Origin of the sequence: Dactylosporangium sp. NPDC049525 (genome assembly GCF_040676755.1) — a bacterium.
GTDB lineage: Bacteria > Actinomycetota > Actinomycetes > Mycobacteriales > Micromonosporaceae > Dactylosporangium.
This window is the reverse complement of record NZ_JBFAPO010000010.1, coordinates 145523-166689: the sequence shown is the minus strand read 5'-3', so window position 1 is coordinate 166689 and position 21167 is coordinate 145523. Positions and strand designations below refer to the sequence as shown.

Here is a 21167-nt window from a genome sequence, read left to right as displayed (position 1 = left end):
CCCGACGAGACGCCGCTGACCACCCGCGGCGCCGCCCGTCGCTTCGTCGCGAGCCTCCAATGAGGTCGCGAACTCCCACTGAGGATGTCCCATGCGTAGATACCTTGCGTCCCTTGCCGTCGCGGCCTTACTCCTCGGCGGGTGCAACGGCGCCGCCGCCGAGGACACCACCGCGGCCGCAAGCAGCGCGCCCGTCCAGGGCGGCAAGCTCACCTGGGCGATCGAAACCGAGCCGATCACCTTCAACCCGCACCAGTACGCCCAGGCCAAGGCCCGCCTGCTGGTATGGAACAGCTTCGAGGCCCTGCTCACCCACGACGACAAGGGCGGCTACCTGCCGTGGCTGGCCACGTCGTGGGAGGCGTCCGCCGACGGCCTCACCTACACGTTCAAGCTCCGCGACGGCGTCACCTTCCACGACGGCGAGAAGTTCGACGCCGCCGCCGTCAAGGCCAACCTCGACCAGCTGCTCGTCGCCGGCTACAACCCCAGCGTCGCCACCACCCAGCTGAAGAACTTCAAGGACGCCGAGGTCGTCGACGCGCAGACCATCGCCGTGCACCTCAAGCAGCCCGACGTACTCATCCTGGACTTCTTCGCCTCGCCCCAGGGCGCGCAGGTGTCACCGAAGTCCCTCAAGAGCCCCGACCTGAAGGCCGGCGGCCCGTCGGTCGTCGGCACCGGACCGTTCATCCTCGACCGCTACACCAAGGGTCAGGAGGTCCACTACAAGAAGAACCCGGCCTACGCGTGGGCACCGTCCAACGCCGGCCACCAGGGCCCCGCCTACCTCGACGAGATCACCTACCGGTTCCTCAAGGAGTCCTCCGTCCGCGTCGGCGCCCTGACCTCCGGCCAGGTCGACGTCATCGAGGGCGTGCCCGCCACCGAGCAGGAACTGGTCAAGAGCGACCCGAACCTGACCTTCGCCAAGCAGCTCAACAGCGGCACCGCCTACAACCTCTACTTCAACCAGACCCACGCGCCGTTCGACGACGTCCGGGTCCGCAAGGCGTTCCGCGACGCGGTCGACGTCGACGCCGTCCTGCAGGGCGTGTACCGCGGCACCGCGACCCGGGCATGGAGCATCCTGAGCCCGTCCAGCCCGTTCTACGAGGCGTCGGTCGAGAAGACCTACGGCAACAACCCCGCCCAGGCCAACAGCCTGCTCGACGAGGCCGGCTGGAGCACCAAGGACAGCGAGGGCTTCCGCACCAAGGACGGCAAGCGCCTCACCGCGCGGATCGTGCTGTCGGCACCGTTCGTGCGCGACAAGCGCGACATCCTCGCCCAGGCCGTGCAGGCCGCGGTGAAGCAGACCGCCGGCATCGACCTGCAGGTCAAGGTCGTCGACCAGGGCACCGCCACCGACGCGCTCGCCAAGAACGAGTTCGAGGTCTTCGACAACTCCCGCGCCGACACCGAGGCCGGCGCCGCGCTCAGCCTGATCGTGCCGAAGGGCGCCCCGATCAACCGGCACGGCTTCACCGACCCCGAGCTGGAGAAGCTGATCGTCGAGGCGCAGGCCAGCAGCGACCCGGCGAAGCGCAAGGCGGCGTACTCGACCGTGCAGAAGGTCTACACCGACCAGGCCGTTCTACTGCCGCTGTACGCGCCGGCCGACCAGGTCGCGGCGCAGAAGAAGGTCGGCGGGGTGGGCTTCGAGCCGACCGCGGGTGTGCCCGGCAGCGCCTACAACGTGTGGATCGGCAAGTAGCCATGCTGAAGCCGATGCTGAAGCCCGTCCTGCGGCGGCTCGGCAGTGGGGCGGTGGTCCTCTGGGCCGCCGCCTCCGCGGCCTACCTCGCGCTGCGGCTCGCCCCGGGCGACACCGTCGACACGCTCGTCGGCGACGGCCCCGACACCCCGCAGATCCGCGACCAGATCGCCAAGGACCTCGGCCTGGACCGGCCGGCGGTGGTGCAGTACGTCGACTACCTGTGGCGGCTGCTGCACGGCGACTTCGGCCGCTCGTACGTGCTGCAACGACCCGTCATCGACGTCATCGGCAGCCAGATCTGGCCGACGGTCAAACTGACCCTCCTCGCGACCGCGTTCAGCGCCGTCATCGCCGTCGGCCTCGCCATCGTCACCGCCGGCCGGGCCCGCTGGCTGCGCGGTCTCGTCTCCGGCATCGAACTGTCCATCGTGTCCGCGCCTGGGTTCCTCATCGGCATCCTGCTGCTGAGCGTCTTCTCCTTCCAGCTCGGCTGGTTCCCGGTCTCCGGCGACCGGGACGCCTCCGCGCTCGTGCTGCCCGCGGTGGCCCTCGCGCTGCCGATCGGCGGGCTGCTCAGCCAGGTCATCCGCGAAGGTCTCGAACGGGCCCTCGACGAGCCGTTCGCGGTGACCGCCCGGGCCCGCGGCCTGACCCGGTTCGCCCTGCTGTGGCGGCACGCGCTGCGCCATGCGCTGCTGCCGGCGGTGACCCTGGCCGGGACGCTGATCGGGTTCCTGCTCAGCGCCGCCGTCATCGTCGAGCGGGTCTTCGGCCGGCCCGGCCTCGGCGAGGTCGCCACCGAGGCGGTCGGCAACAAGGACATCCCCGTCGTCCTCGCTGTGGTGATGCTCGCCGCCGCCATCTACGTGGTGCTCAGCACCCTCGCGGACCTGGCGTACCTGCTCATCGACCCGCGCCTGCGGAAAGGCTGACCCCTCATGTCGATCGCCCTGCCCGAACAGGCCACCGCGCCGGCCGCGAAACCGGTCGCCCCGAACGCCCCGGCCGCACCGTCCCGCGGCCGCCGGCTGGCGCCGGGCCTGGTGGCCGCGGCGCTGGTGCTGGTGCTCGTCGGCATCGCCGCCGTGGCACCCAAACTGCTGACGGGCACCGATCCCCTGGCCGCCGACCCGTTCTCCGCGCTCGAGGCGCCGAGCGGAGCGCACTGGTTCGGCACCGACCAGCTCGGCCGCGACGTCTTCACCAGGGTCGTGCACGGCGCCCGGTACTCCCTGAGCATCGGCGTCGCCGCGACCCTACTGTCGGTGCTCGCCGGCGGGCTCGTCGGCCTGCTCGCCGGGCTGTCCCCGCGCGCCGTCGACGAGCTGCTCAGCCGCGCCCTCGACGTGCTGTCGGCGTTCCCGGAGGTGCTGCTCGCGCTGCTGTTCATCGCGTTCACCGAGCCGGGCACCCCGAGCCTCATCATGGCCATCGCGCTGGCGTTCGCGCCGCGGTACGGGCGGATCGTGCGGGCGCAGACGCTGCTGGTGCGCCGGTCCGGCTACGTCGAACAGGCCGTCACGTTCGGGCTGTCCCGGACCCGCCTGGTCTGGCGGCACATCCTGCCCAACGTCCTGGGGCCGCTGCCGATCCTCGCCACGATCGGCCTCGGCAGCGCGATCGTCAACGCCTCCGCCCTGTCGTTTCTCGGCATGGGCCCGCAGCCCCCGTCGCCGGAGTGGGGCGCGATGCTCGCCGAGAGCCGTAACTACCTGCGCGTCGCCTGGTGGGCGGCTATCCTGCCGGGCGCGACCCTCACCGTCACCGTCATCTCGCTGACCGCCGTCGGCCGGCGGCTCCAGCGCCGCTTCGAAGGAAGGCGCTGACATGGCACCGCTCGTCACCGTCACCGACCTGCACGTCACCTTCCCCGGCCCGGTGCACGCCGTGCGCGGCATCAGCTTCACCGTCGAACGCGGCGAGTGCGTCGCGATCGTCGGGGAGAGCGGCTCGGGCAAGAGCGTCACCGCCCGCAGCCTCGTCGGCCTCGCCGGCCCCGGCGCCGACGTGCGGGCGTCCACATTGGACGTCGACGGCCGCGACACCACCGGCTACACCGACCGGGACTGGCGCCGGCTGCGCGGCCGGGTCGCCGGGCTCGTCCTGCAGGACGCCCTCGTCTCCCTCGACCCGCTCAACACCGTCGGGCAGGAGATCGGCGAGGTGCTGCGCACCCACCGCGTCGGCACCGCCGCCACCCGCGACGCGCAGGTCACCGCGCTGCTCGACGCCGTGCACGTGCCGGAGCCCGCGGAACGCGCCCGGCAGTATCCGCACCAGCTGTCCGGTGGGCTGCGCCAGCGTGCCCTGATCGCCTCCGCGATCGCCGCCGACCCGGCGCTGCTCATCGCCGACGAGCCCACCACCGCCCTCGACGTCACCGTCCAGGCACAGTTGCTGCGCCTGCTCGCCGAGCGCCGCGCGGCGGGCTCGACGCTGCTGCTCGTCAGCCACGACCTCGCCGTCGTCGCCGGCATCGCCGACCGGGTCCTCGTCATGCGCGACGGCGTCATCGTCGAGCAGGGCCCGACCGAGCGGATCCTCACCGCGCCGGAGCACGACTACACCCGGATGCTCCTCGCCGCCGTGCCGACCGCCGCCTCACGCGGGCACCGGCTCAGCACCGCGACCCGCGAGCCGCTGCCGGCACCCACCGTCGACCCGGCACACACCGTCCTGCGCGCCGACGGCCTGCACAAGCACTTCGGCGCCCGGCACGCCGTCGACGACGTCAGCTTGACCCTCGCCCGCGGCGAGATCCTCGGCGTCGTCGGCGAGTCCGGCTCGGGCAAGACCACCGTCGCCCGCATCGCGCTCGGCCTCCTCGAACCCGACGCCGGCACCGTCCACCTCGGACAGACACCGTGGACCGGCGTCCCCGAACGGCGGCGGCGCCCGGACCGGCGCCGCCTCCAGGTCGTCTCGCAGGACCCGCTCAGCTCGTTCGACCCCCGGTACACCGTGGAGAAGCTCGTCGCGGAACCCCTGGACCTGCGCGGCGCCGCCCGCCGGGACCGGGTCGTGGAGCTGCTCGAACGGGTCGGTCTCGGCGCCGCGCACCTGCGCCGGCACCCACGGGAGCTGTCCGGCGGGCAGCGGCAACGCGTCGCCATCGCCCGCGCCGTCGGACCCCGGCCCGACGTCCTCGTCTGCGACGAGCCGGTGTCCGCCCTCGACGTGTCGGTCCAGGCGCAGGTCCTCGACCTCCTCGCCGACCTGCGCGCCGCCGACGGCACCGCGCTGCTGTTCATCTCCCACGACCTCGGCGTCATCCACCACCTCGCCGACCGGGTCCTCGTCATGCACGACGGCAAGGTCGTCGAGCACGGCCCGGTCGAGGACGTCTTCGCCCGCCCCGAACACCCGTACACGCAAACCCTGCTCGCCGCCCTACCCGTCCTCACCGCCTGACCAGAGGGATCAGATGCACATCCTCGACAACCCGGTGTGGGCCGCGCTCGGCGGCCCGCACCAGCGCTTCGCCGAGCGGGTCGGCGACGCCGCCCGCTACCAGACCGACGTCGCCCCGTTCATCACCGTCGCACCCGCCTCCGGCGCGAGCGTCTGGGCCGACGTGGCCGCGCTCGCCGGCGCCGGCGAGGTCGTCACCATCACCGGCACCGCGCCGCCACCGCCGGAGCACTGGGAGGTGGTCCTGGAGGTCGACGGCGTGCAGCTGGTCGATGTCGCGCTCGAGGCCCGGCCGGACCCGGAGGCCGTCGAGCTGACCGCCGCCGACGTCCCGGAGATCCTCGACCTCGTCGAACGCACCCAGCCCGGGCCGTACCGGCAGCGCACGATCGAGCTCGGCACGTACCTCGGCATCCGCCGCGACGGCAAGCTCGTCGCCCTCGCCGGTGAGCGGCTGCACCCACCCGGCTGGACCGAGATCTCCGCGGTGTGCACCGACCCCGCACACCGCGGCCAGGGCCTCGCGACCCGGCTGGTGCGGGCCGTCGCGCACGGCATCCGCGCCCGCGGCGAGCACCCGTTCCTGCACGCCGCCGCGACGAACACCAACGCCATCCGGCTGTACGAGTCGATCGGCTTCGAACTGCGCCGCCGCACCACGTTCCGCGCGGTGCGGGTCCCGTCGCTCGTGGGAGGTCCGGCCTGATGTTCTCCGCCATCGAGGTCGACGCCCCGGACATCGCGGCCCTGGAGCGGGCCGTGCTCGACGCGGAGCGGGCCGGCCACGCGTTCGTGACGTTCCCCGACTCGCCCCGGCGCCCCGGCGTGGAGGCGGGGGTCGTCGCCGCGTATCTGGCCCGCAGGACGAGCCGGATCGGGCTGGCGCCGACGCTGCACGCCACCACCACCGAACCGTTCCACCTCGCCACCCAGCTCGCCAGCCTTGACCACGCGTCGCTGGGCCGGGCCGGCTGGGTCGTCGGCGCCACCACGGACCCGGCGGACCTCGCCACCGTCGGCCGCACGGGGGCCGGCGACGGCGAGGTCGCCGACGTGGTCGACGTCGCCCGCCGGCTGTGGGACTCGTGGGAGGACGACGCGATCATCCGCGACGTCACCACCGGCCGGTTCCTGGACCCCCGGAAGGTGCACCACGTCGACTTCGAAGGATCCGGGTTCTCGGTCATCGGGCCGCTGATCACGCCGCGGCCGCCGCAGGGACAGGTGGTCGTGATCGGCGCCGACACCCTCGGCATCGCCCTGGACGTCGCCCTGGTCCGCGCCACCGACCCTGCCGAGATCGCCGACCGGGCCGCGCGGGCCCGGCACGCCGGCGCCGCGCTGGTCTTCGCCGACGTGCCCGCGTCGTTCGACCCCGCACTCGTGCGGGACGTGGTCGACGGGGTGCACTTCCGCGGCGGCTCCCCGCCCGTCCCGGAAAGCCGCGGCGCCCACGGCGCGACGCTGCGGGAGACGCTCGGCCTGCCCAGGCCCCGAAACCGTTATGAGGTAGCGGCATGACCCGGCTGCATCTGGGAGTGTTCTTCACCGGCGTCGGTCCCAACCTGCTGTGGACCGAGCCGGACTTCGCCGACCACACGCACATCGACACGTTCATCCACGTCGTGCGCACCCTGGAACGCGGCCTGTTCGACGCGTTCTTCCTCGGCGAGGGGCTGCGGGTGCGGGAGAACCGCGGCACCGTCTACGACCTCGACGTCGCCGGGCGGCCCGACGCCATCACGCAACTGGCCGCCCTGGCCGCGGAAACCACCCACATCGGGCTCGTCGCCACCCAGAACACCACCTACAACTACCCGGCCGATCTGGCCCGCCGCCTCGCCGGCCTCGACGCGGTCTCCGGCGGCCGCGCCGGCTGGAACATCGTGACCACCGACAACGCGTGGACCGGTGAGAACTTCCGGCACGGCGGCTGGCTGCCGCACGAGCGCCGCTACGAACGGGCCACCGCGTTCGTGGAGACGGCGAAGGCGTTGTGGCGCAACGAACGCGTCCACCTCGACACCGACCTGGTGACCCTGGACGCCACCGGAGCGGTCCCGCCGAGCCCGCAGGGACGGCCGGTGCTGTTCCAGGCCGGCGACTCCGACGGCGGCCGGGAACTCGCCGCCCGCCACGCCGACGTGGTCTTCTCCGCCAACACCGACTACGACAAGGCCGTCGCCTACGCCGCCGACCTCCGCGCCCGGCTGGCCCGGCACGGCCGGTCCGCGGACTCGCTGCGGATCCTGCCGGGCGCCTCGGTCGTGCTCGGCGACACCCTCGACGAGGCACGGGAACGCGCCCGGTGGATCACCCGCGAGCAGACCACCGGCCCGCGCGCGATCGCCTTCCTCGAGCAGTACTGGGGCAAGGACCTGTCCGGCTACGACCCCGACGGTCCCCTGCCGGACATCGACCCGGCCGACGGGGAACTGGACCCGTCCCGCGGCACCATCCCGATCGAGCTGCGCACCGGCAAGCTCGAACGCATCGCCGGCTGGCGCGCGCTCGCCTTCGACCGTGGCCTGTCGATCCGGGACCTGGTCATCGAGGTGACCCCGCGGCACAACACCTTCATCGGTACCCCCGGCCAGATCGCCGACGAGTGGACCCGATACGTGCGCGACCGCGCCGTCGACGGGTTCAACCTGCTGCCGCAACTGCTGCCCGGCACCGTCGAGGACATCGTGGACCGCCTGGTGCCCGAGCTGCAGGAACGCGGCGTCTACCGCACCGCGTACGAGGGCACCACGCTCCGGGAGCATCTGGAGCTGCCGCCGCTGTGACCGCGACCGGGGATGTACCCTCACGTGCAGTGCAGTGAGAGACCAGGCGGGGAGCACAGGTGGCCGCAGCAGCGAAGGACACCGGCGCAGAAGCGGCCGGCCAGGCGCGGGTCACGATCCGCCAGGTCGCCGTCCACGCCGGGGTGTCCGAGGCCGCGGTCTCCTACGCGCTCAACAACCGCCCCGGCGTCTCGGAGCAGACCCGGGCGCGGGTCCTCGCCGCCGCCCGGGACCTCGGCTGGGCACCCAACATCGCCGCCCGGTCCCTGGGCACCGCCCGGGCCAACGCCGTCGGTCTCGTCCTGGTCCGCCCGCCGCGGGTGATGATCGTCGACTCCTGGTTCACGCAGATGCTCAGCGGGGTCGAGGCCGAGCTCAACCGCAGCGACATCGCCCTGGTGCTGCACCTCGTCGACCACATCGACGACACCATCGACGTGTACCGCAAATGGTGGGCCGGCCGGCACGTCGACGGCGTCATCCTCACCGACCTGCGCAAGGACGACCCGCGCCTGGACGCGCTCGTCGAGATCGGCCTGCCCGCGGCCGTCATCGGCGGCAAGCCGGGCCTCGACGGCTGCAGCACCGTCGACGCCGACGTCGCCGGCACCGCCCGCGCCATCGTCGGCTACCTGCGGGCCCTCGGGCACCGCACGATCGCCCGGGTCGCCGGCACCGAGGAGCTGTTCCACACCGGGCAGCGCGACGCCGCGTACCTCGACGCGCTCGACCACTCCGGGCTCGACCGCACGCGGTACCGCGTCGTCTACACCAACTACAGCGCGGTGGACGGCATGCGCGCGATGCGGGAGCTGATGAGCGGCGCCGAGCCGCCGACCGCGGTCGTGTTCGACAACGACGTGATGGCCGCCGCGTCGCTGAAGGTGGCGCACGAGATGGGCCTGTCGGTGCCGGAGGACGTGTCGGTCGTCGCCTGGGACGACTCGGACCTGTGCCAGATCACCGTCCCGGCGATCACCGCCGTGCAGCAGACGCCGGCGCACCAGGCGGAGCTCGCCGCGCGGGCCCTTCTGGTCACGATCAACGGCGGCGGGATCAGCCACGTGATGCTGCAGCCGGGGATCCTGACGGCGCGCCAGTCGACCCGGCCGTTGCGCGCCGCCCGCACCGCCTGACGGTCGCAACCGCTTCAGCGCGCTACGGTTGACACCCTGAACATCTGCGTCCTAAGGTCATGCTTCGCCTACTTATCCGCTTCAGTGCGGGTCGTGATTACGGGAGCACACACATGCCTGTCCTGCGTCCTCTCCATGCCGGGTGGACTCTGCGCTCGGCCGGACCGGTGCCGCACGGCGACGGCCCCGTCCCGGCCACCGTGCCGGGTTGCGTGCACACCGACCTCCTCGCGGCCGGTCTGATCCCGGATCCGTACCTGGACGCGAACGAGCTGGACCTGGCATGGATCGGCCGCACGCCTTGGGTGTACGAGACGACGTTCGACGCGCAGGACGTGGCCGCCGACCGGGTGGATCTGGTCGCGCTCGGCCTGGACACGGTGGCGACGGTGACGCTCAACGGTGTCGAGCTGGGCCGGACCGCGAACATGCACCGTGGCTACCGGTTCGATGTGCGTTCGGTGCTGCGGCCGACCGGGAACCGGCTGGAGATCCGGTTCGACTCGGCCTACGAGTACGCCCTGGCGGTCCGGGATGCGGTGGGTGCGCGGCCGAATGCGTATGAGGAGCCGTTTCAGTACATCCGGAAGATGGCGTCGAACTTCGGCTGGGACTGGGGTCCGACCCTGGTGACGGCCGGGATCTGGCAGCCGATCGGGTTGCAGTCGTGGTCGGTGGCGCGGCTCGCCGAGGTCCGGCCGCTGGTGCGGGTCGACGGCACCGACGGGGTGCTCGACGTCCACGTGAAGGTCGAACGCGCCGCCGACACCCCGCTCACGCTGACCGCCACGGTCGCGGGCGTCACCGCGACCGCCACCCTGGCGCCCGGCGAGACGGAGGCGACCGTGCAAGTGCGGGTGCCGGACGTGCGGCTGTGGTGGCCACGCGGGCACGGCGCCCCGGACCGCTACGACCTCGATGTGACCCTGCACGACGACGCGTCGGTCCTGGACACGTGGCAGCGGCGCATCGGGTTCCGCACCGTCGCACTGGACACCACCGCGGACGCCGACGGCACCGCGTTCACGCTCCTCGTCAACGGCACGCCCGTGTTCGTGCGGGGCGTCAACTGGATCCCCGACGACGCGTTCGTCACCCGCGTCGACCGGGAACGCTACGCCGCACGGATCGGTCAGGCCCTCGACGCCGGCGTCAACTACCTGCGCGTGTGGGGCGGCGGCCGGTACGAAAGCGACGACTTCTACGACCTCGCCGACGAACACGGCGTCCTCGTCGGCCAGGACTTCCTCTTCGCCTGCGCCGCCTACCCCGAAGAGGAACCCCTCGGCTCCGAGGTCGCCGCCGAAGCCCACGAACAGGTCCTCCGGTTGATGTCGCACCCGAGCCTGGTCATGTGGGTCGGCAACAACGAAAACCTGTGGGGCTACCAGGACTGGGACTGGCAGGCAGCGCTCGCCGGCCGCACCTGGGGCGAGGGCTACTACCTGCGTGTCCTGCCGGGGATCGTGGCCGAGGTGGATCCGACCCGACCGTACTTGCCCGGCAGCCCCTACTCCGGCGACGCCGCCCTGCACCCGAACGACCCGGCGCACGGCACCACCCACATCTGGGACGTGTGGAACACCCACGACTACCGCCACTACGCCACCTACCGGCCCCGGTTCCTCGCCGAATTCGGCTTCCAGGCCCCGCCCGCATACGCGACCCTGCGCCGCGCGGTGTCCGACGATCCACTGACCCCGACCTCACCGGGCGTGCTGCATCACCAGAAGGCCGGCGACGGCAACGGCAAGCTGGCCCGCGGCCTGACCGGTCACTTCCCGGCGCCGGACGGGTTCGACGACTGGCACTGGGCCACGCAGCTCAACCAGGCCCGCGCCATCACGTTCGGCATCGAACATTTCCGCTCCCTGAAGCCGTTGTGCATGGGCACGATCCTGTGGCAGCTCAACGACAACTGGCCCGTCACCTCCTGGTCCGCCATCGACGGCGACGGACGCCGCAAACCCCTGTGGTTCGCACTGCGGCGGGTGTACACCGAGCGTCTGCTCACCGTGCAACCCCGCGACGGCGTGCCCACCCTCATCGCCGTCAACGACTCCACCACCGCATGGCAAGCCACGGTCGACGTCCGGCGGCTCACCTTCAGCGGCGACCCGTGCGCGAAGGCGACGCTCGTCCTCGACGTCCCCGCCGGCGGCACGCTCACCCTGCCGCTCCCCGCCGACGTCGTCACACCGGACGACCCGAGCCGCGAGGTGATCGTCGTGGACGGCGGCCCGGACCGCACCACCTGGTACTTCGCCGAGGACATCGACCTCAACTACCCGGCGGCGTCCACCGACGTCGTCGTGCACCCCACCGCGGACGGCCACACCGTCGAGGTCACCGCCCGCACGTTCGTGCGTGACCTGACCCTGTTCGCCGACCGGCTCGACCCCGCCGCCGAAGTCGACCGCCAACTCGTCACCCTCCTCCCCGGCGAAACGGTCACCCTGCACATCACCGGCGGCACCACCCTCCCCGCACCGGACGACCATGCGTGGCGCACCAGCCCGGCGCTGCGCACCGCCAACGACCTCACGGCCGGCTGACCTCGGCGAGGCGGCCGGCTAGGAACGACCGCTCGACGTCGTTGCCGCACAGGGCGAGGGCCTCCGTGTACGCGCCGGCGGCCTCCGGCAGGCGCCCGAGCCGCCGCAGGAAGTCGGCGCGGGCGGCGCTGAGATAGGCGTACGTGGCCAGCGCCGGCTCGTCGAGCAACGGTTCGAGCGCCGCCAGGCCCGCCGACGGGCCGTCGCGCAGACCGACGGCGACGGCCCGGTTCAGCTCGACCACCGGCGACGGCCACAGGCGCAGCAGCACGTCGTACAGCGCGACGATCTGCGGCCAGTCGGTCGCCTCCCACGACGGGGCCTCGGCGTGGACGGCGGCGATCGCGGCCTCGACCGCGTACCGGGTCGGTGCCTGCCGGCGCAGCGCCGTGGTCAGCAGGTCGGTGCCCTCCCGGATCTGCCGGGTGTCCCACCGGGAGCGGTCCTGCTCGGACAGCAGCAGCAACCGGCCGGCAGCGGTGCTGCGGGTGTCGCGGCGGGCGTCGGTCAGCAGCATCAGGGCCAGCAGCCCGGCGACCTCGGCGTCGTGCGGGACCAGCAGCCGCAGCACGCGGGCCAGACCGATCGCGGCGTCGACCAGGTCCTGCCGGACCAGGCGCTCCCCGACCGGCGCGGCGTGGCCGGTGGTGAAGACGAGGTGCACGACCTCGAGCACCGCGCCGACCCGCTCCGGCAGCTCCTCCGGCGACGGCACCCGGTACGGGATCCGGGCCGCGCTGATCTTCCGCTTCGCCCGGGTGACCCGGGCCGCCATCGTCGGCTCCGGCACGAGGAACGCCCTGGCCACCTCGGCGGTCGACAGCCCGCACACGAGCCGCAGCGTCAGCGCGACCTGCGCCTCCCGCGACAGCGCCGGGTGGCAGCAGGTGAAGATGAGCCGGAGCCGGTCGTCGTCCTCCCCCGGGCCCGGGGTGCTCTCCTCGGTCACCAGCAACGGCAGCGCCCGCCGCAGCGCGGACTCGCGGCGCAGCACGTCCAGGGCGCGGTTGCGGGCGACGGTGGTGAGCCACGCGCCGGGGCGGGCCGGGACACCGTTGGCCGGCCACGAGTGCAGGGCCTGCGCGTACGCGTCCTGGACGCACTCCTCGGCGAGGTCGAGGTCGCGGGTGAGCCGCACCGTCGCGGCGAGCACCCGGGCCCACTCGCGGCGGTGCGCCTCGGCCATCACCGCACCTGGGGCGTCGCTCACCCGTGGTCCACGATCGGCCGGATCTCGACGCCGCCGTGCCCGGAGGACAGCTCCGGCAGCAGCCCGGCGAGGGCGATCGCCGCGTCGAGGTCGGCCGCCTCGATCACGTAGAACCCGCCGAGCGCCTCCTTCGACTCCAGGAACGGCCCGTCGGTGATCAGCCCGGCGCCGCGCAGGGTGGTGGCGGTCGAGGACGCCTCCAGTTCGTGCCCGCCGAGGACGCGGCCGCCGGCCGCGGCGTTGAACGCCCGGTGACCCTCGCCCTTCGCCCGCAGCTCCGGCTCGGTCTCGGCGTCCCAGCGCTGCTCGTCGCCGTAGATGAGAATCAGGTACTTCGCCATCGTCCGTCCCATTCGTCCGGGGCCCGTGTCGTGCCCGTCTACCTGTACGACGTCCGGGGCGGCACGGATTTCGACAGTTCCCGGTACATCCCGCCGGCGAACACCAGCGGCGCGCCGGTGCCCATCGCGTCGAACGCGCGGACCTGGCCGACGCACACGTCGTGGTCGCCGGCCACGTGCACGGTCTCCAGTGTGCAGTCGAAGTACGCCAGCCCGCAGTCGAGCACGGGGCTGCCGGTGCCGGGTCCGGGGGTCCAGCCGGTGTCGCCGAGCCCCGGCGGGCGGGACGGGTCGGCGAACGCCGTCGACACCGCGCCCGAGCCGGCCGGCAGGACGGTGACCGCGAACGCGCCCGCCACCGGCAGCAGCGTCGCCGTCCGGCTGGACCGCCGCACACAGAACAGCACCAGCGGCGGCTCCAGCGACACCGTCGTGAAACTGTTGACCGTCGTGGCGTGGGTGATGTCTGCGGTACGCACAGCCACCACGGTGACGCCTGTGGGGAGCCGCCCCGCCACCGCCCGGAAATCCGCGATGAGGCCGGCGGGGCGCACGTCGAGGGCGGTCATGTCACCCCACCGCCGCGACGGACAGGGCCGCGGCGCGGTTCGCGCGGGCGATCGGGTCGTCCTCGATGGCGAGGGCACGGTCGAAGCAGCGGACCGCCTCCGTGGCATCGCCGAGCTCGAACATGGCGGCGCCGAGGTTCGTCCACGCGCCGGCCAGGGCGGGCTCGGCGAGCAGCGCCGCCCGGTAGTCGGCGACGGCCGCGGCGAGGTCACCGCTGTCGGCGGCGAGCATGCCGCGGGTGCACAGCAGGTGCGGCTGGCCAGGTTCCAGGTCGAGGCCGGCGGCGACGTCGGCGCGGGCACCGGCGGTGTCGCCGACCTCGTACCGCAGCGCCGCCCGGTTGACGTACGCGGCGAGGAAGTCCGGTTCGAGGTCGAGGACCCGGTCGAAGTCGGCGAGGGCCGCGTCGAGGTCGCCGAGCTCGGCGTACAGGTCGCCGCGGTTGTAGTGCGGTTCGACGTCCGGCAGGCCGTTGGCGATCGCGGCGTCGTAGTCGGCGAGCGCCTCGGCGAACCGTCCGAGGCGGCGCAGCAGCCCGGCACGCTCGGCGTAGTAGTCGGGGTGGTGCGGGTCGAGGCCGATCACCGCGGTGTACTCCCGCACCCCGTCCTCCGGTGCACTGCGGGCGATGAGCTGGGCCCGGTTGTACCGCAGCACCGACAGGTGCAGGTCCCGCTCACCGGCGGTGAACGTGGCCTGCATGCGTTCGATGCCGGCGTCGATGAGGCGCATCGCCTCGGCCGGGTCGCCGAGGTGCATGGCGATGAGGGCACGGCCGTTCTCGTTGAACGTGAGGTTGTACGCGCGGCGCCGGTCCTCCGGCAGCAGCGACGCGAGCGACACGGCGGTGTTGACCCAGGCGCTGGCCTTGCGCAGGTCGCGGCGGGCCTCGTCGAAGTAGCGGGTGTACAGCATGGCGCGGCCGTACGCGGCCTGCATGTGGACGCTGGGTGAGGTGGAGCGGGCGCAGGCCTCGTCGTAGAGCGCCATGGCCTCGTCGGCGCGCCCCATCGTGGACAGCGCGATGGTCATCTTGACGGTGGCGAGCCAGCACGCCTCGGGCTGGGTCGCCCAGTCGGCGAGGTCCAGGCAGCGCCGGCCCAGCTCGAGGACGGCGTCGTAGTGGCCGGCGAGGATGCAGTCGCCGAGGGCGTCGCTGAGCGCGGCGACACCGGCACCTGACGGGTCGCTGCCGTGCTCGCGGTGGTAGCAGATGGCGCCGAGCCGCAGCGACGGCTCGCCTTTCGCCAGAAGCTCGTCGGCGCGCCGGTCGTGCAGCAACGCCCGCTCGGCCGGGTCCAGCGTGGCGTAGGCCGCAAGGAGCACCGGGTCGTCGCTGACGCAGTCACCGTCCACATAGGACCGTGCCGGGTCGCTGGCCGGCGCGCCGCGCTCCGCGGCGTCGTGCACGATGGTGAGCAGGGCGGGGTCGATACGGCGGGCCAGGAGGGCGAGCCACTCGGCGTCGGTGCGGTCGGCCTCCTCGGCGTGCGTGACGACGAGCGTGCGGGGGCCGATGTCGGCGAGCACGGCCTGCAGCAGGTCGACGAGGCCGTGACCGATCTGGACGGTCCGCGCGTACGGGTAGTACCGGGTCCGCGACTCCGGTGACGCCTGCGACGTGAGGGTCTCCCGCTCGCACGTCAGCAGCGTCGCGAGCTCCGGCGCGGCGGCGAGGATCTCGATGTCGTGCGCCCGCACCAGCTCCGGGTGGGTACGCAGGAGACCGGGAACGATCTGCCGCAGGAGGGTACCGGCGGCGGTGAACGGTCCCCGCAGCCGCCGATGTGCGTCCACTGTGGACAAAATTGGTGACATGACGACTCCTTCAGGACTTGCGCGAGTTCACGGCTTGCGGGAGCGGCGGCGGTCGCGGACGGCGAGCGCGGCGGCGAGGACGAGCTGGCCGACGGACGCGACCAGGAAGAGCAGCGCGTCCCAGAACCGGGCCGTGGGCACGGCGGGATCGGTGACGGCGGCGACGGCGGTGCCGAGGAAGTGCCACGCGAGCGGCAGCGCCACGAACACGAGCACGGCGAGCATGGTGGCGTAGCCGATGGCGTACAGGGGTGCGTACCAGCGGGCGGCGGCGCGGTCGCGCGGGTCCCAGCGGGTCTCGGCGGCGAGCCGGTCGGTGCGCCCGAGCAGCCGCCACATCCGGTTGTGCAGCAGCTCCCGCGCTGTGGCGTGCAGGTCGACGCAGCCCAGGACGGTGGTGATGAGGTGGTACACGTCGGTGCGCAGGAAGAAGTACAGCTGGGCGACGATGCCGAGCAGGGACATGAACGCGATGGCGAGGCAGGCGCGGCCCGCGACCGGGATGCTGCCGTCCGGGTGCCGGGTCAGCCACGCCACGACGGTGAGCGCCGAGGCCGCGAGCACGTCGGCGACCACCCCGGCGAGGATCGGCAGGTACCGCTGCCGCCGCGGCACGACGACGAGCCCGTCGAGTTTCGTCTCGGCCACCAGGAAGTAGAGCCGGTGGCCGAGGTGCATCGAGGAGTGCAGGCCGAGCCGGCGCCCGGCGAGCAGGTGGAACAGCTCGTGCAGCACGACGAACGGCAGCTGCCCGAACAGCACCGTCAGCTCGACGATCAGCAGGTAGTCGGTGAAGAACACGTTGCCGCGGGCTGGTGCGAGCCGCGGGTCGGCGACGCAGACCGCGACGGCGGCGACGACGAGCGCCGCGTAGCAGGCCCAGGCGACCGGCGAGAACAGGGCCGCGCCGAGCCGCTGCCAGCGCGGCGGGGCGGTCTTCTCCCCCGCGCCGCCAGGGCTCAGGAAGTCCAGGTCCCGCAGGGTGTCGAGGAATTCGTCGATGTCGACGGGTTCGCCGTAGCGGTCGGTGTACCAGGCGGCGGCGTCCCGCGGTGGCCGGCCTCCGGCGAGCTCGCGGAGCAGCGCGGCGCCGTCGGGCGGGAACACGCCGTAGGAGTCGCAGTCGGTGCGGCCGACGACGACCCGGTCGCCCTCGTCGAGGTACCGCAGGTCGTGCAGCGCCACTGGGGCGTTCGGCATGGCAGATCTCCTCTGCTGGTGGGCTGGGACCCCGGCCGGGGGTGAGGGTGGGTTGCGCCCCCGGCCGGGTGTCCCGCGGTGTCGGCCTCGTCGGCCCTGCAACTCAGCCCAGGAACTCCGCACAGCAGCACATGCCGTAGCAGTAGTTGTTGCAGAGCCTGGTGAGCCGCACCGCGCCCGCCTTGCGGACCACGATCTTCTTCATCCCGGCGCCGGTGCCGGTTTCCGTGCTGATGTCCGTAGCGATCTGTGCCATTGGGATTCGCCTCCTCAGACGATATGCGTCACGTTGCGTGATGAGAATGGCACGCAACGTGACGACCATGAAGTCGCCCGGGTGACACTTCGACCCCGCCTAGCCGACAGCTACCAGCGGTCGTGATGCAGCGCCTCGACCAGCGGAATCCTGCTACGCCAGCCGTGCCGTTCGAGGTCCGGCACGGTCTCCAGGTGCGTCACCGGGCCAAGGCACAGCCACGCCACGGGACGGATGCCGTCGGGGATGCCGAGCAGGTCGCGGACGAACGATTCGCGGTAGAACGACACCCAGCCCACGCCGAGACCCTCCGCGGTGGCCGCCAGCCACAGGTTCTGGATGGCGAGGCAGACCGAGTAGAGGCCGGCGTCGGCGATCGCGTGCCGGCCAAGCACCGCAGGACCGCCACGGCCGGCGTCGTAGGTGACGACCACGGACAGGGTCGATTCCAGTACACCGTCGATTTTGATGCGTTGGAACGTCTCGATTGCCGGCCCGTCCAGGGTCGCGGCGAACGTCTCCCGCTCCTGCCGCACGTGGTCGTGGAACGCGCTGCGCAGGCCGAGATCGCGCACGAGCACGAAGTCCCACGGCTGCGACAGCCCCACGCTCGGCGCCGCGTGGGCCGCGCCCAGCACGCGGTCGAGGACCTCGGCGGGGATCGGCGCCCCGGTGAACTGGCCGCGCACGTCGCGACGGCGGTGCACGACGTCATACAGGTCGGTGCTCATGAGGGCAGGCTCCCGCTGCTCAGGCCGGCCCCGGCGCGGGGCAGGCGGTGAACGCGAGGCCGGTCTTCGGACTCTCGGATCAACGCCTGACCGTCCGCCTTCCCAGCCCGCAGGCCAGTGACCGCACGCCACGTTCGGCGTGCATGGACGGCAGCTCCCCGATCACCGCGGCGGGCCCGTGCCGGATTCACACCGGCTTCCCGATTCTCCCCGGTCGCCCGGGGCACCTCGCATCAGTTCATGCCGCCGCCGAGCTTAGACGCACAACCGGAAGTGCGTCGTGAGGCGGCCGTCCTGCAGGAGGTGGAACGCGAGGGCCGGCGGCGCCTCCGGGCGGTCCTCCGGCTCCCAGGGCAGCAGCATCGTCGACTCGACGCCCGGGGCGGCCAGGACCGGCACGCCGGCGAACGTGCTCACCGCGGCGGTGTGGACGTGGCCGCACAGCACGGCGACCACGTCCGGGTGCCGGCCGAGGACCTCGGCGAGCCGCCCGGCCCCGAGCTGGCGGACCTGGTCCGCGGCGGGCTTGCCGACCGGCACCGGCGGATGATGGCAGCACACGAACGCGGGCGTGCCGGCCGACGCCGCGAGGGTGCCGTCGAGCCAGTCGAGGGTGTCGTCGTCCAGCCAGCCCTCGGCGTGCCCGGGGACGCTGGAGTCGCACAGCGCGAACACCGCCCCGGCGACGGTCTCGACCCGGTTCACGGGACCAGTGGCCGGCTCCTCGTCGAGGAGTTCACCGCGGAACATGGCCCGGTCGTCGTGGTTGCCCGGGAGCGCCAGCACCGGCACGCCGAGCTGCTGGAGCTTGCCGAACACCGCGTACTCGGCGGCGAGGCCGTGGTCGGCGACGTCGCCGGTCACCACGATCGCGTCGAGCGGGCGCTGCAGGCCGGCGAGGTACGCGATGACCCGCTCGAACCGGTCCGGCGGCTTCGATCCGACGTGGAGGTCACTGAGATGGGCGATGAGCACCCCTGCTGGTTACCCCAGCAGCGCTGCGCTACCCGCCGACTCGAACGCGGCGCGCACGTCGTCGGGGCTTTCGGTGAAGTGTGCCCAGCTGTCGATGTGGACCGGCAGCACCGTCTTCGCGCCGAGGAGGCGGGCCGCCTCGAGCAGGCCGGCGGCGCCGAGGGTCAGGTCGGCGTCGCCGAGCAGCGGGGTGCGGGCCTTGCCGCCGAACAGGATCGCGACGTCCACGGCCGGGAAACGGTCGGCGATCTGCGCCACGACGCCCAGGGACGCGTTGTCGCCGCTGACGTAGACGGTCGGCAGGTCGTCGCCGTGCAGCACGAAGCCGGTGACGGGGCCGGTGAGGTGCTCGGTGCCGTCGGGGCCGTGCTGCGCCGGCACCGCGGTGACCCGCACGAGGCCGCCGCCACCGGGCCGGGACAGGTTGACCTCGGTCCACGGCGGCAGGCCGACCGTGGGGCCGCCCAGCCGGGCGGCCGCTGCCGGAGTGCTGAGCATCAGGGGTACCGACGCCGCGAAGGCCCGACCGGAGTGGTCGAGGTTGTCAGGGTGCTGGTCGTGGGACAGCAGCACGACGTCGACGGTGCCGGCGTCCGCCGGGGTGCCGGCCGCGGCCGCGGTCTTGGTCAGCACCCGGCTGCCGACGGCGTAGTCACCGGGCGGGTCGAACGTGGGGTCGGTCATGAACGTGACGCCGCCGACGGTGAACACCGCGGTCGGGCCGCCGAACCGGCGGATCTGGAAGGTCATACCGCCCAGTCTCCGGCCGGGCGCGGCCCGCCAGCAGTGGCTGGAACGCCATCCTCCGATACGATCAAGCCATGGACCGCTCACCCACGACGGTCGGGGTGCTCATCGGCGACGGCGCCCCGATGCTGGAGGTCGCGGTCGCGCCGCGGGTGTTCAGCGTCGCCGGCAGCGGCTTCGAGGTGCGCACCGCCGGGGAGCACCCCGGCCCGCTGTCGACGACCGCGGGCATCGCGATCAGCGCCCCGCATGCCCTCGACGACCTCGACGCGGCGGGCGTCGTCATCGTGCCCGGCTGGCGGCCGCCGGGCGGCGCCCCGGTCGCCCCGGGCATCCTGGACCGGCTGCGCCGCGCCCACGACGAGGGCGCCACCGTCGTCGGGCTGTGCATGGGCGCGTTCGTCCTCGCCGAGGCCGGCCTGCTCGACGGCCGGCGGGCCACCACGCACTGGCGGCACCTGGCCACGTTCGCCGCCCGGTTCCCGGCCGTCGAGGTGGTCGACGACGTGCTCTACGTCGACGAGGGCACGGTCGTGACCAGCGCGGGCAGCGCCGCCGGGCTGGACGCGTGCCTGCACCTGCTGCGCCGCGACCACGGCCCCTCGGTGGCCAACACCGCCGCCCGTGCCCTGGTCGTGGCGCCGCAGCGGGCCGGCGGGCAGGCACAGTTCATCGAGCGTCCGGTCCCCCAGCTCCGCGCCGGCGACGCGGTCGGCGACGCGATGCGCCACGCACTGGAGCACCTGGAGGACGTCACGCTCGACGTGGATCGTCTGGCCGCGGCGGTACATCTGAGCCGCCGCACGTTCGACCGTCGCTTCCGGGAGACGACGGGCTCCTCGCCGCTGCGCTGGCTGCTGCTGCAGCGGGTGCTGCGCGCCCAGCACGTGCTGTCCACCACGGACCTGGACATCGACTCGGTCGCCCGCACCTGCGGCTTCACCGACGGCGTCGCCCTGCGCCCCCACTTCCGCCGCCTCGTCGGTGTCCCCCCACAGTCCTACCGCGCCAGCTTCCGCGCCTCCTGACGCGGAAGGGTGCGGATGGCTTTGCCATTATACGGACATGGTCTTATGCTCATATCTTGGATTGCACGGACCAGACGTCGTTACGCTTCGGGCGTGGACAGGAGGAGCGACATGAGCCCAGCGGTTATCGCTGCCCACATGCCGGCCGCCATCAGTCTCGACGACGTTGCAGCCATGGCGGACGCGGATGAGCACCACCGCTATGAGCTCAGTCGAGAAGGGGTGTTGTCCATCCTGCCGCCGGCCACCCCAGAGCATGCGCTGATCGTGGCCAGGCTGGTTCGCTGGTTCTTCGTCAACGGGTTCGAGGACGAGCAGGTCACCACGGACTGCGGCATCGACGTCTGGGGCGGACGCCAGCCCGACGTGACGATCTGGGCGAAGGGGAAACCACCACGCCCGGCCCGCTCGAGCTATGCCGGCACCGACGGACTACTCCTGGTGATCGAGGTCGAGTCACCCGACAGCAAGGTGATCGACCGGGTGGTCAAACGCGACGAGTATGCGGCGGTCGGCATCCCCCGCTACTGGATCGTCGAGCGCGACACGGCGACCACCGTGCACGCCCTGATCCTGGAAGACGGCCGATTCGTCGCGGAGCACGAGCCGCGGCCGCTCGCATGGCTCGTGGACGGGCCGGTGCCGGAGCTCAGTTGACGGCGAGGGACAAGCTCGCCGGC

General features: G+C 72.8%; 20 protein-coding genes and 1 riboswitch. Of the genes, 11 read left to right on the top strand and 9 right to left on the bottom strand.

Translation table 11 applies throughout. The features are described 5' to 3' along the window. Positions 1 to 91 precede the first annotated feature (91 nt). From AB0K00_RS17820 to AB0K00_RS17780, 9 genes are all read left to right on the top strand, one after another. Positions 92 to 1717 (top strand): ABC transporter substrate-binding protein, encoded by a 1626-nt coding sequence (locus AB0K00_RS17820; protein WP_363522012.1) that lies wholly within the window; start codon positions 92 to 94, stop codon positions 1715 to 1717. 14 nt (positions 1718 to 1731) lie between these two features. Then, positions 1732 to 2652 carry an ABC transporter permease gene (locus AB0K00_RS17815; RefSeq protein WP_363522010.1) on the top strand — a complete coding sequence of 307 codons (921 nt, stop codon included), beginning with the start codon at positions 1732 to 1734 and terminating at the stop codon, positions 2650 to 2652. Positions 2653 to 2658: 6 nt separating this feature from the next. Next, positions 2659 to 3546 (top strand): ABC transporter permease, encoded by an 888-nt coding sequence (locus tag AB0K00_RS17810; protein ID WP_363522008.1) that lies wholly within the window; start codon positions 2659 to 2661, stop codon positions 3544 to 3546. Between the two features lies 1 nt (position 3547). Further along, on the top strand, positions 3548 to 5131 hold the full coding sequence (locus AB0K00_RS17805) for an ABC transporter ATP-binding protein (protein WP_363522007.1): 1584 nt from the start codon (positions 3548 to 3550) through the stop codon (positions 5129 to 5131). 13 nt (positions 5132 to 5144) lie between these two features. Then, positions 5145 to 5837 carry a GNAT family N-acetyltransferase gene (locus AB0K00_RS17800; protein ID WP_363522005.1) on the top strand — a complete coding sequence of 231 codons (693 nt, stop codon included), beginning with the start codon at positions 5145 to 5147 and terminating at the stop codon, positions 5835 to 5837. Beyond that, on the top strand, positions 5837 to 6652 hold the full coding sequence (locus AB0K00_RS17795; protein WP_363522003.1) for an LLM class flavin-dependent oxidoreductase: 816 nt from the start codon (positions 5837 to 5839) through the stop codon (positions 6650 to 6652). The genes AB0K00_RS17800 and AB0K00_RS17795 overlap by 1 nt, the downstream gene beginning before the upstream one ends. Further along, complete coding sequence (locus tag AB0K00_RS17790) at positions 6649 to 7920, top strand: LLM class flavin-dependent oxidoreductase (RefSeq protein ID WP_363522001.1); 1272 nt, start codon at positions 6649 to 6651, stop codon at positions 7918 to 7920. The genes AB0K00_RS17795 and AB0K00_RS17790 overlap by 4 nt, the downstream gene beginning before the upstream one ends. Before the next feature lie 59 nt (positions 7921 to 7979). After that, entirely contained in the window at positions 7980 to 9056 is a 1077-nt protein-coding gene (locus AB0K00_RS17785) for a LacI family DNA-binding transcriptional regulator (RefSeq protein WP_363522000.1), read from the top strand. A gap of 113 nt (positions 9057 to 9169) precedes the next feature. Further along, entirely contained in the window at positions 9170 to 11611 is a 2442-nt protein-coding gene (locus AB0K00_RS17780) for a glycoside hydrolase family 2 protein (RefSeq protein WP_363521999.1), read from the top strand. Here the strand turns inward: AB0K00_RS17780 and AB0K00_RS17775 are convergent. The 9 genes from AB0K00_RS17775 to AB0K00_RS17735 all read right to left on the bottom strand — a co-directional run bounded on the left by AB0K00_RS17775 (position 11598) and on the right by AB0K00_RS17735 (position 19462). Then, the gene (locus tag AB0K00_RS17775; RefSeq protein WP_363522147.1) at positions 11598 to 12797 is read right to left on the bottom strand and encodes a DUF6596 domain-containing protein; all 1200 of its coding nucleotides are present in this window, start codon (positions 12795 to 12797) and stop codon (positions 11598 to 11600) included. The two genes, AB0K00_RS17780 and AB0K00_RS17775, sit on opposite strands and share 14 nt — an antisense overlap. Before the next feature lie 20 nt (positions 12798 to 12817). Continuing rightward, complete coding sequence (locus tag AB0K00_RS17770; protein ID WP_363521997.1) at positions 12818 to 13162, bottom strand: YciI family protein; 345 nt, start codon at positions 13160 to 13162, stop codon at positions 12818 to 12820. 38 nt (positions 13163 to 13200) lie between these two features. Next, entirely contained in the window at positions 13201 to 13731 is a 531-nt protein-coding gene (locus AB0K00_RS17765; RefSeq protein ID WP_363521995.1) for a flavin reductase family protein, read from the bottom strand. A gap of 1 nt (position 13732) precedes the next feature. Further along, positions 13733 to 15550 carry a tetratricopeptide repeat protein gene (locus AB0K00_RS17760; protein ID WP_363521993.1) on the bottom strand — a complete coding sequence of 606 codons (1818 nt, stop codon included), beginning with the start codon at positions 15548 to 15550 and terminating at the stop codon, positions 13733 to 13735. Between the two features lie 27 nt (positions 15551 to 15577). Then, a complete protein-coding gene (locus AB0K00_RS17755) occupies positions 15578 to 16750 on the bottom strand; it encodes a hypothetical protein (RefSeq protein WP_363521992.1) in 1173 nt (390 codons plus the stop codon). Between the two features lie 103 nt (positions 16751 to 16853). Next, entirely contained in the window at positions 16854 to 17006 is a 153-nt protein-coding gene (locus AB0K00_RS17750; protein ID WP_363521990.1) for a hypothetical protein, read from the bottom strand. 110 nt (positions 17007 to 17116) lie between these two features. Further along, positions 17117 to 17737: a 5,6-dimethylbenzimidazole synthase gene (gene bluB / locus AB0K00_RS17745; protein ID WP_363521988.1), complete on the bottom strand. Its 621-nt coding sequence runs from the start codon at positions 17735 to 17737 to the stop codon at positions 17117 to 17119. 39 nt (positions 17738 to 17776) lie between these two features. Then, positions 17777 to 17983, bottom strand: a riboswitch (cobalamin riboswitch). 9 nt (positions 17984 to 17992) lie between these two features. Continuing rightward, a complete protein-coding gene (locus AB0K00_RS17740) occupies positions 17993 to 18712 on the bottom strand; it encodes a metallophosphoesterase (RefSeq protein WP_363521986.1) in 720 nt (239 codons plus the stop codon). Positions 18713 to 18721: 9 nt separating this feature from the next. Further along, positions 18722 to 19462 carry an MBL fold metallo-hydrolase gene (locus tag AB0K00_RS17735; RefSeq protein WP_363521984.1) on the bottom strand — a complete coding sequence of 247 codons (741 nt, stop codon included), beginning with the start codon at positions 19460 to 19462 and terminating at the stop codon, positions 18722 to 18724. A 71-nt stretch (positions 19463 to 19533) separates the two neighbouring features. Between AB0K00_RS17735 and AB0K00_RS17730 the strand changes: the two genes are divergently transcribed. Together AB0K00_RS17730 and AB0K00_RS17725 are read left to right on the top strand one after the other, a co-directional pair. Further along, the gene (locus AB0K00_RS17730) at positions 19534 to 20487 is read left to right on the top strand and encodes a helix-turn-helix domain-containing protein (RefSeq protein ID WP_363521982.1); all 954 of its coding nucleotides are present in this window, start codon (positions 19534 to 19536) and stop codon (positions 20485 to 20487) included. 138 nt (positions 20488 to 20625) lie between these two features. Further along, positions 20626 to 21144 carry a Uma2 family endonuclease gene (locus AB0K00_RS17725; protein WP_363521980.1) on the top strand — a complete coding sequence of 173 codons (519 nt, stop codon included), beginning with the start codon at positions 20626 to 20628 and terminating at the stop codon, positions 21142 to 21144. The last annotated feature ends 23 nt before the right edge of the window (positions 21145 to 21167 follow it).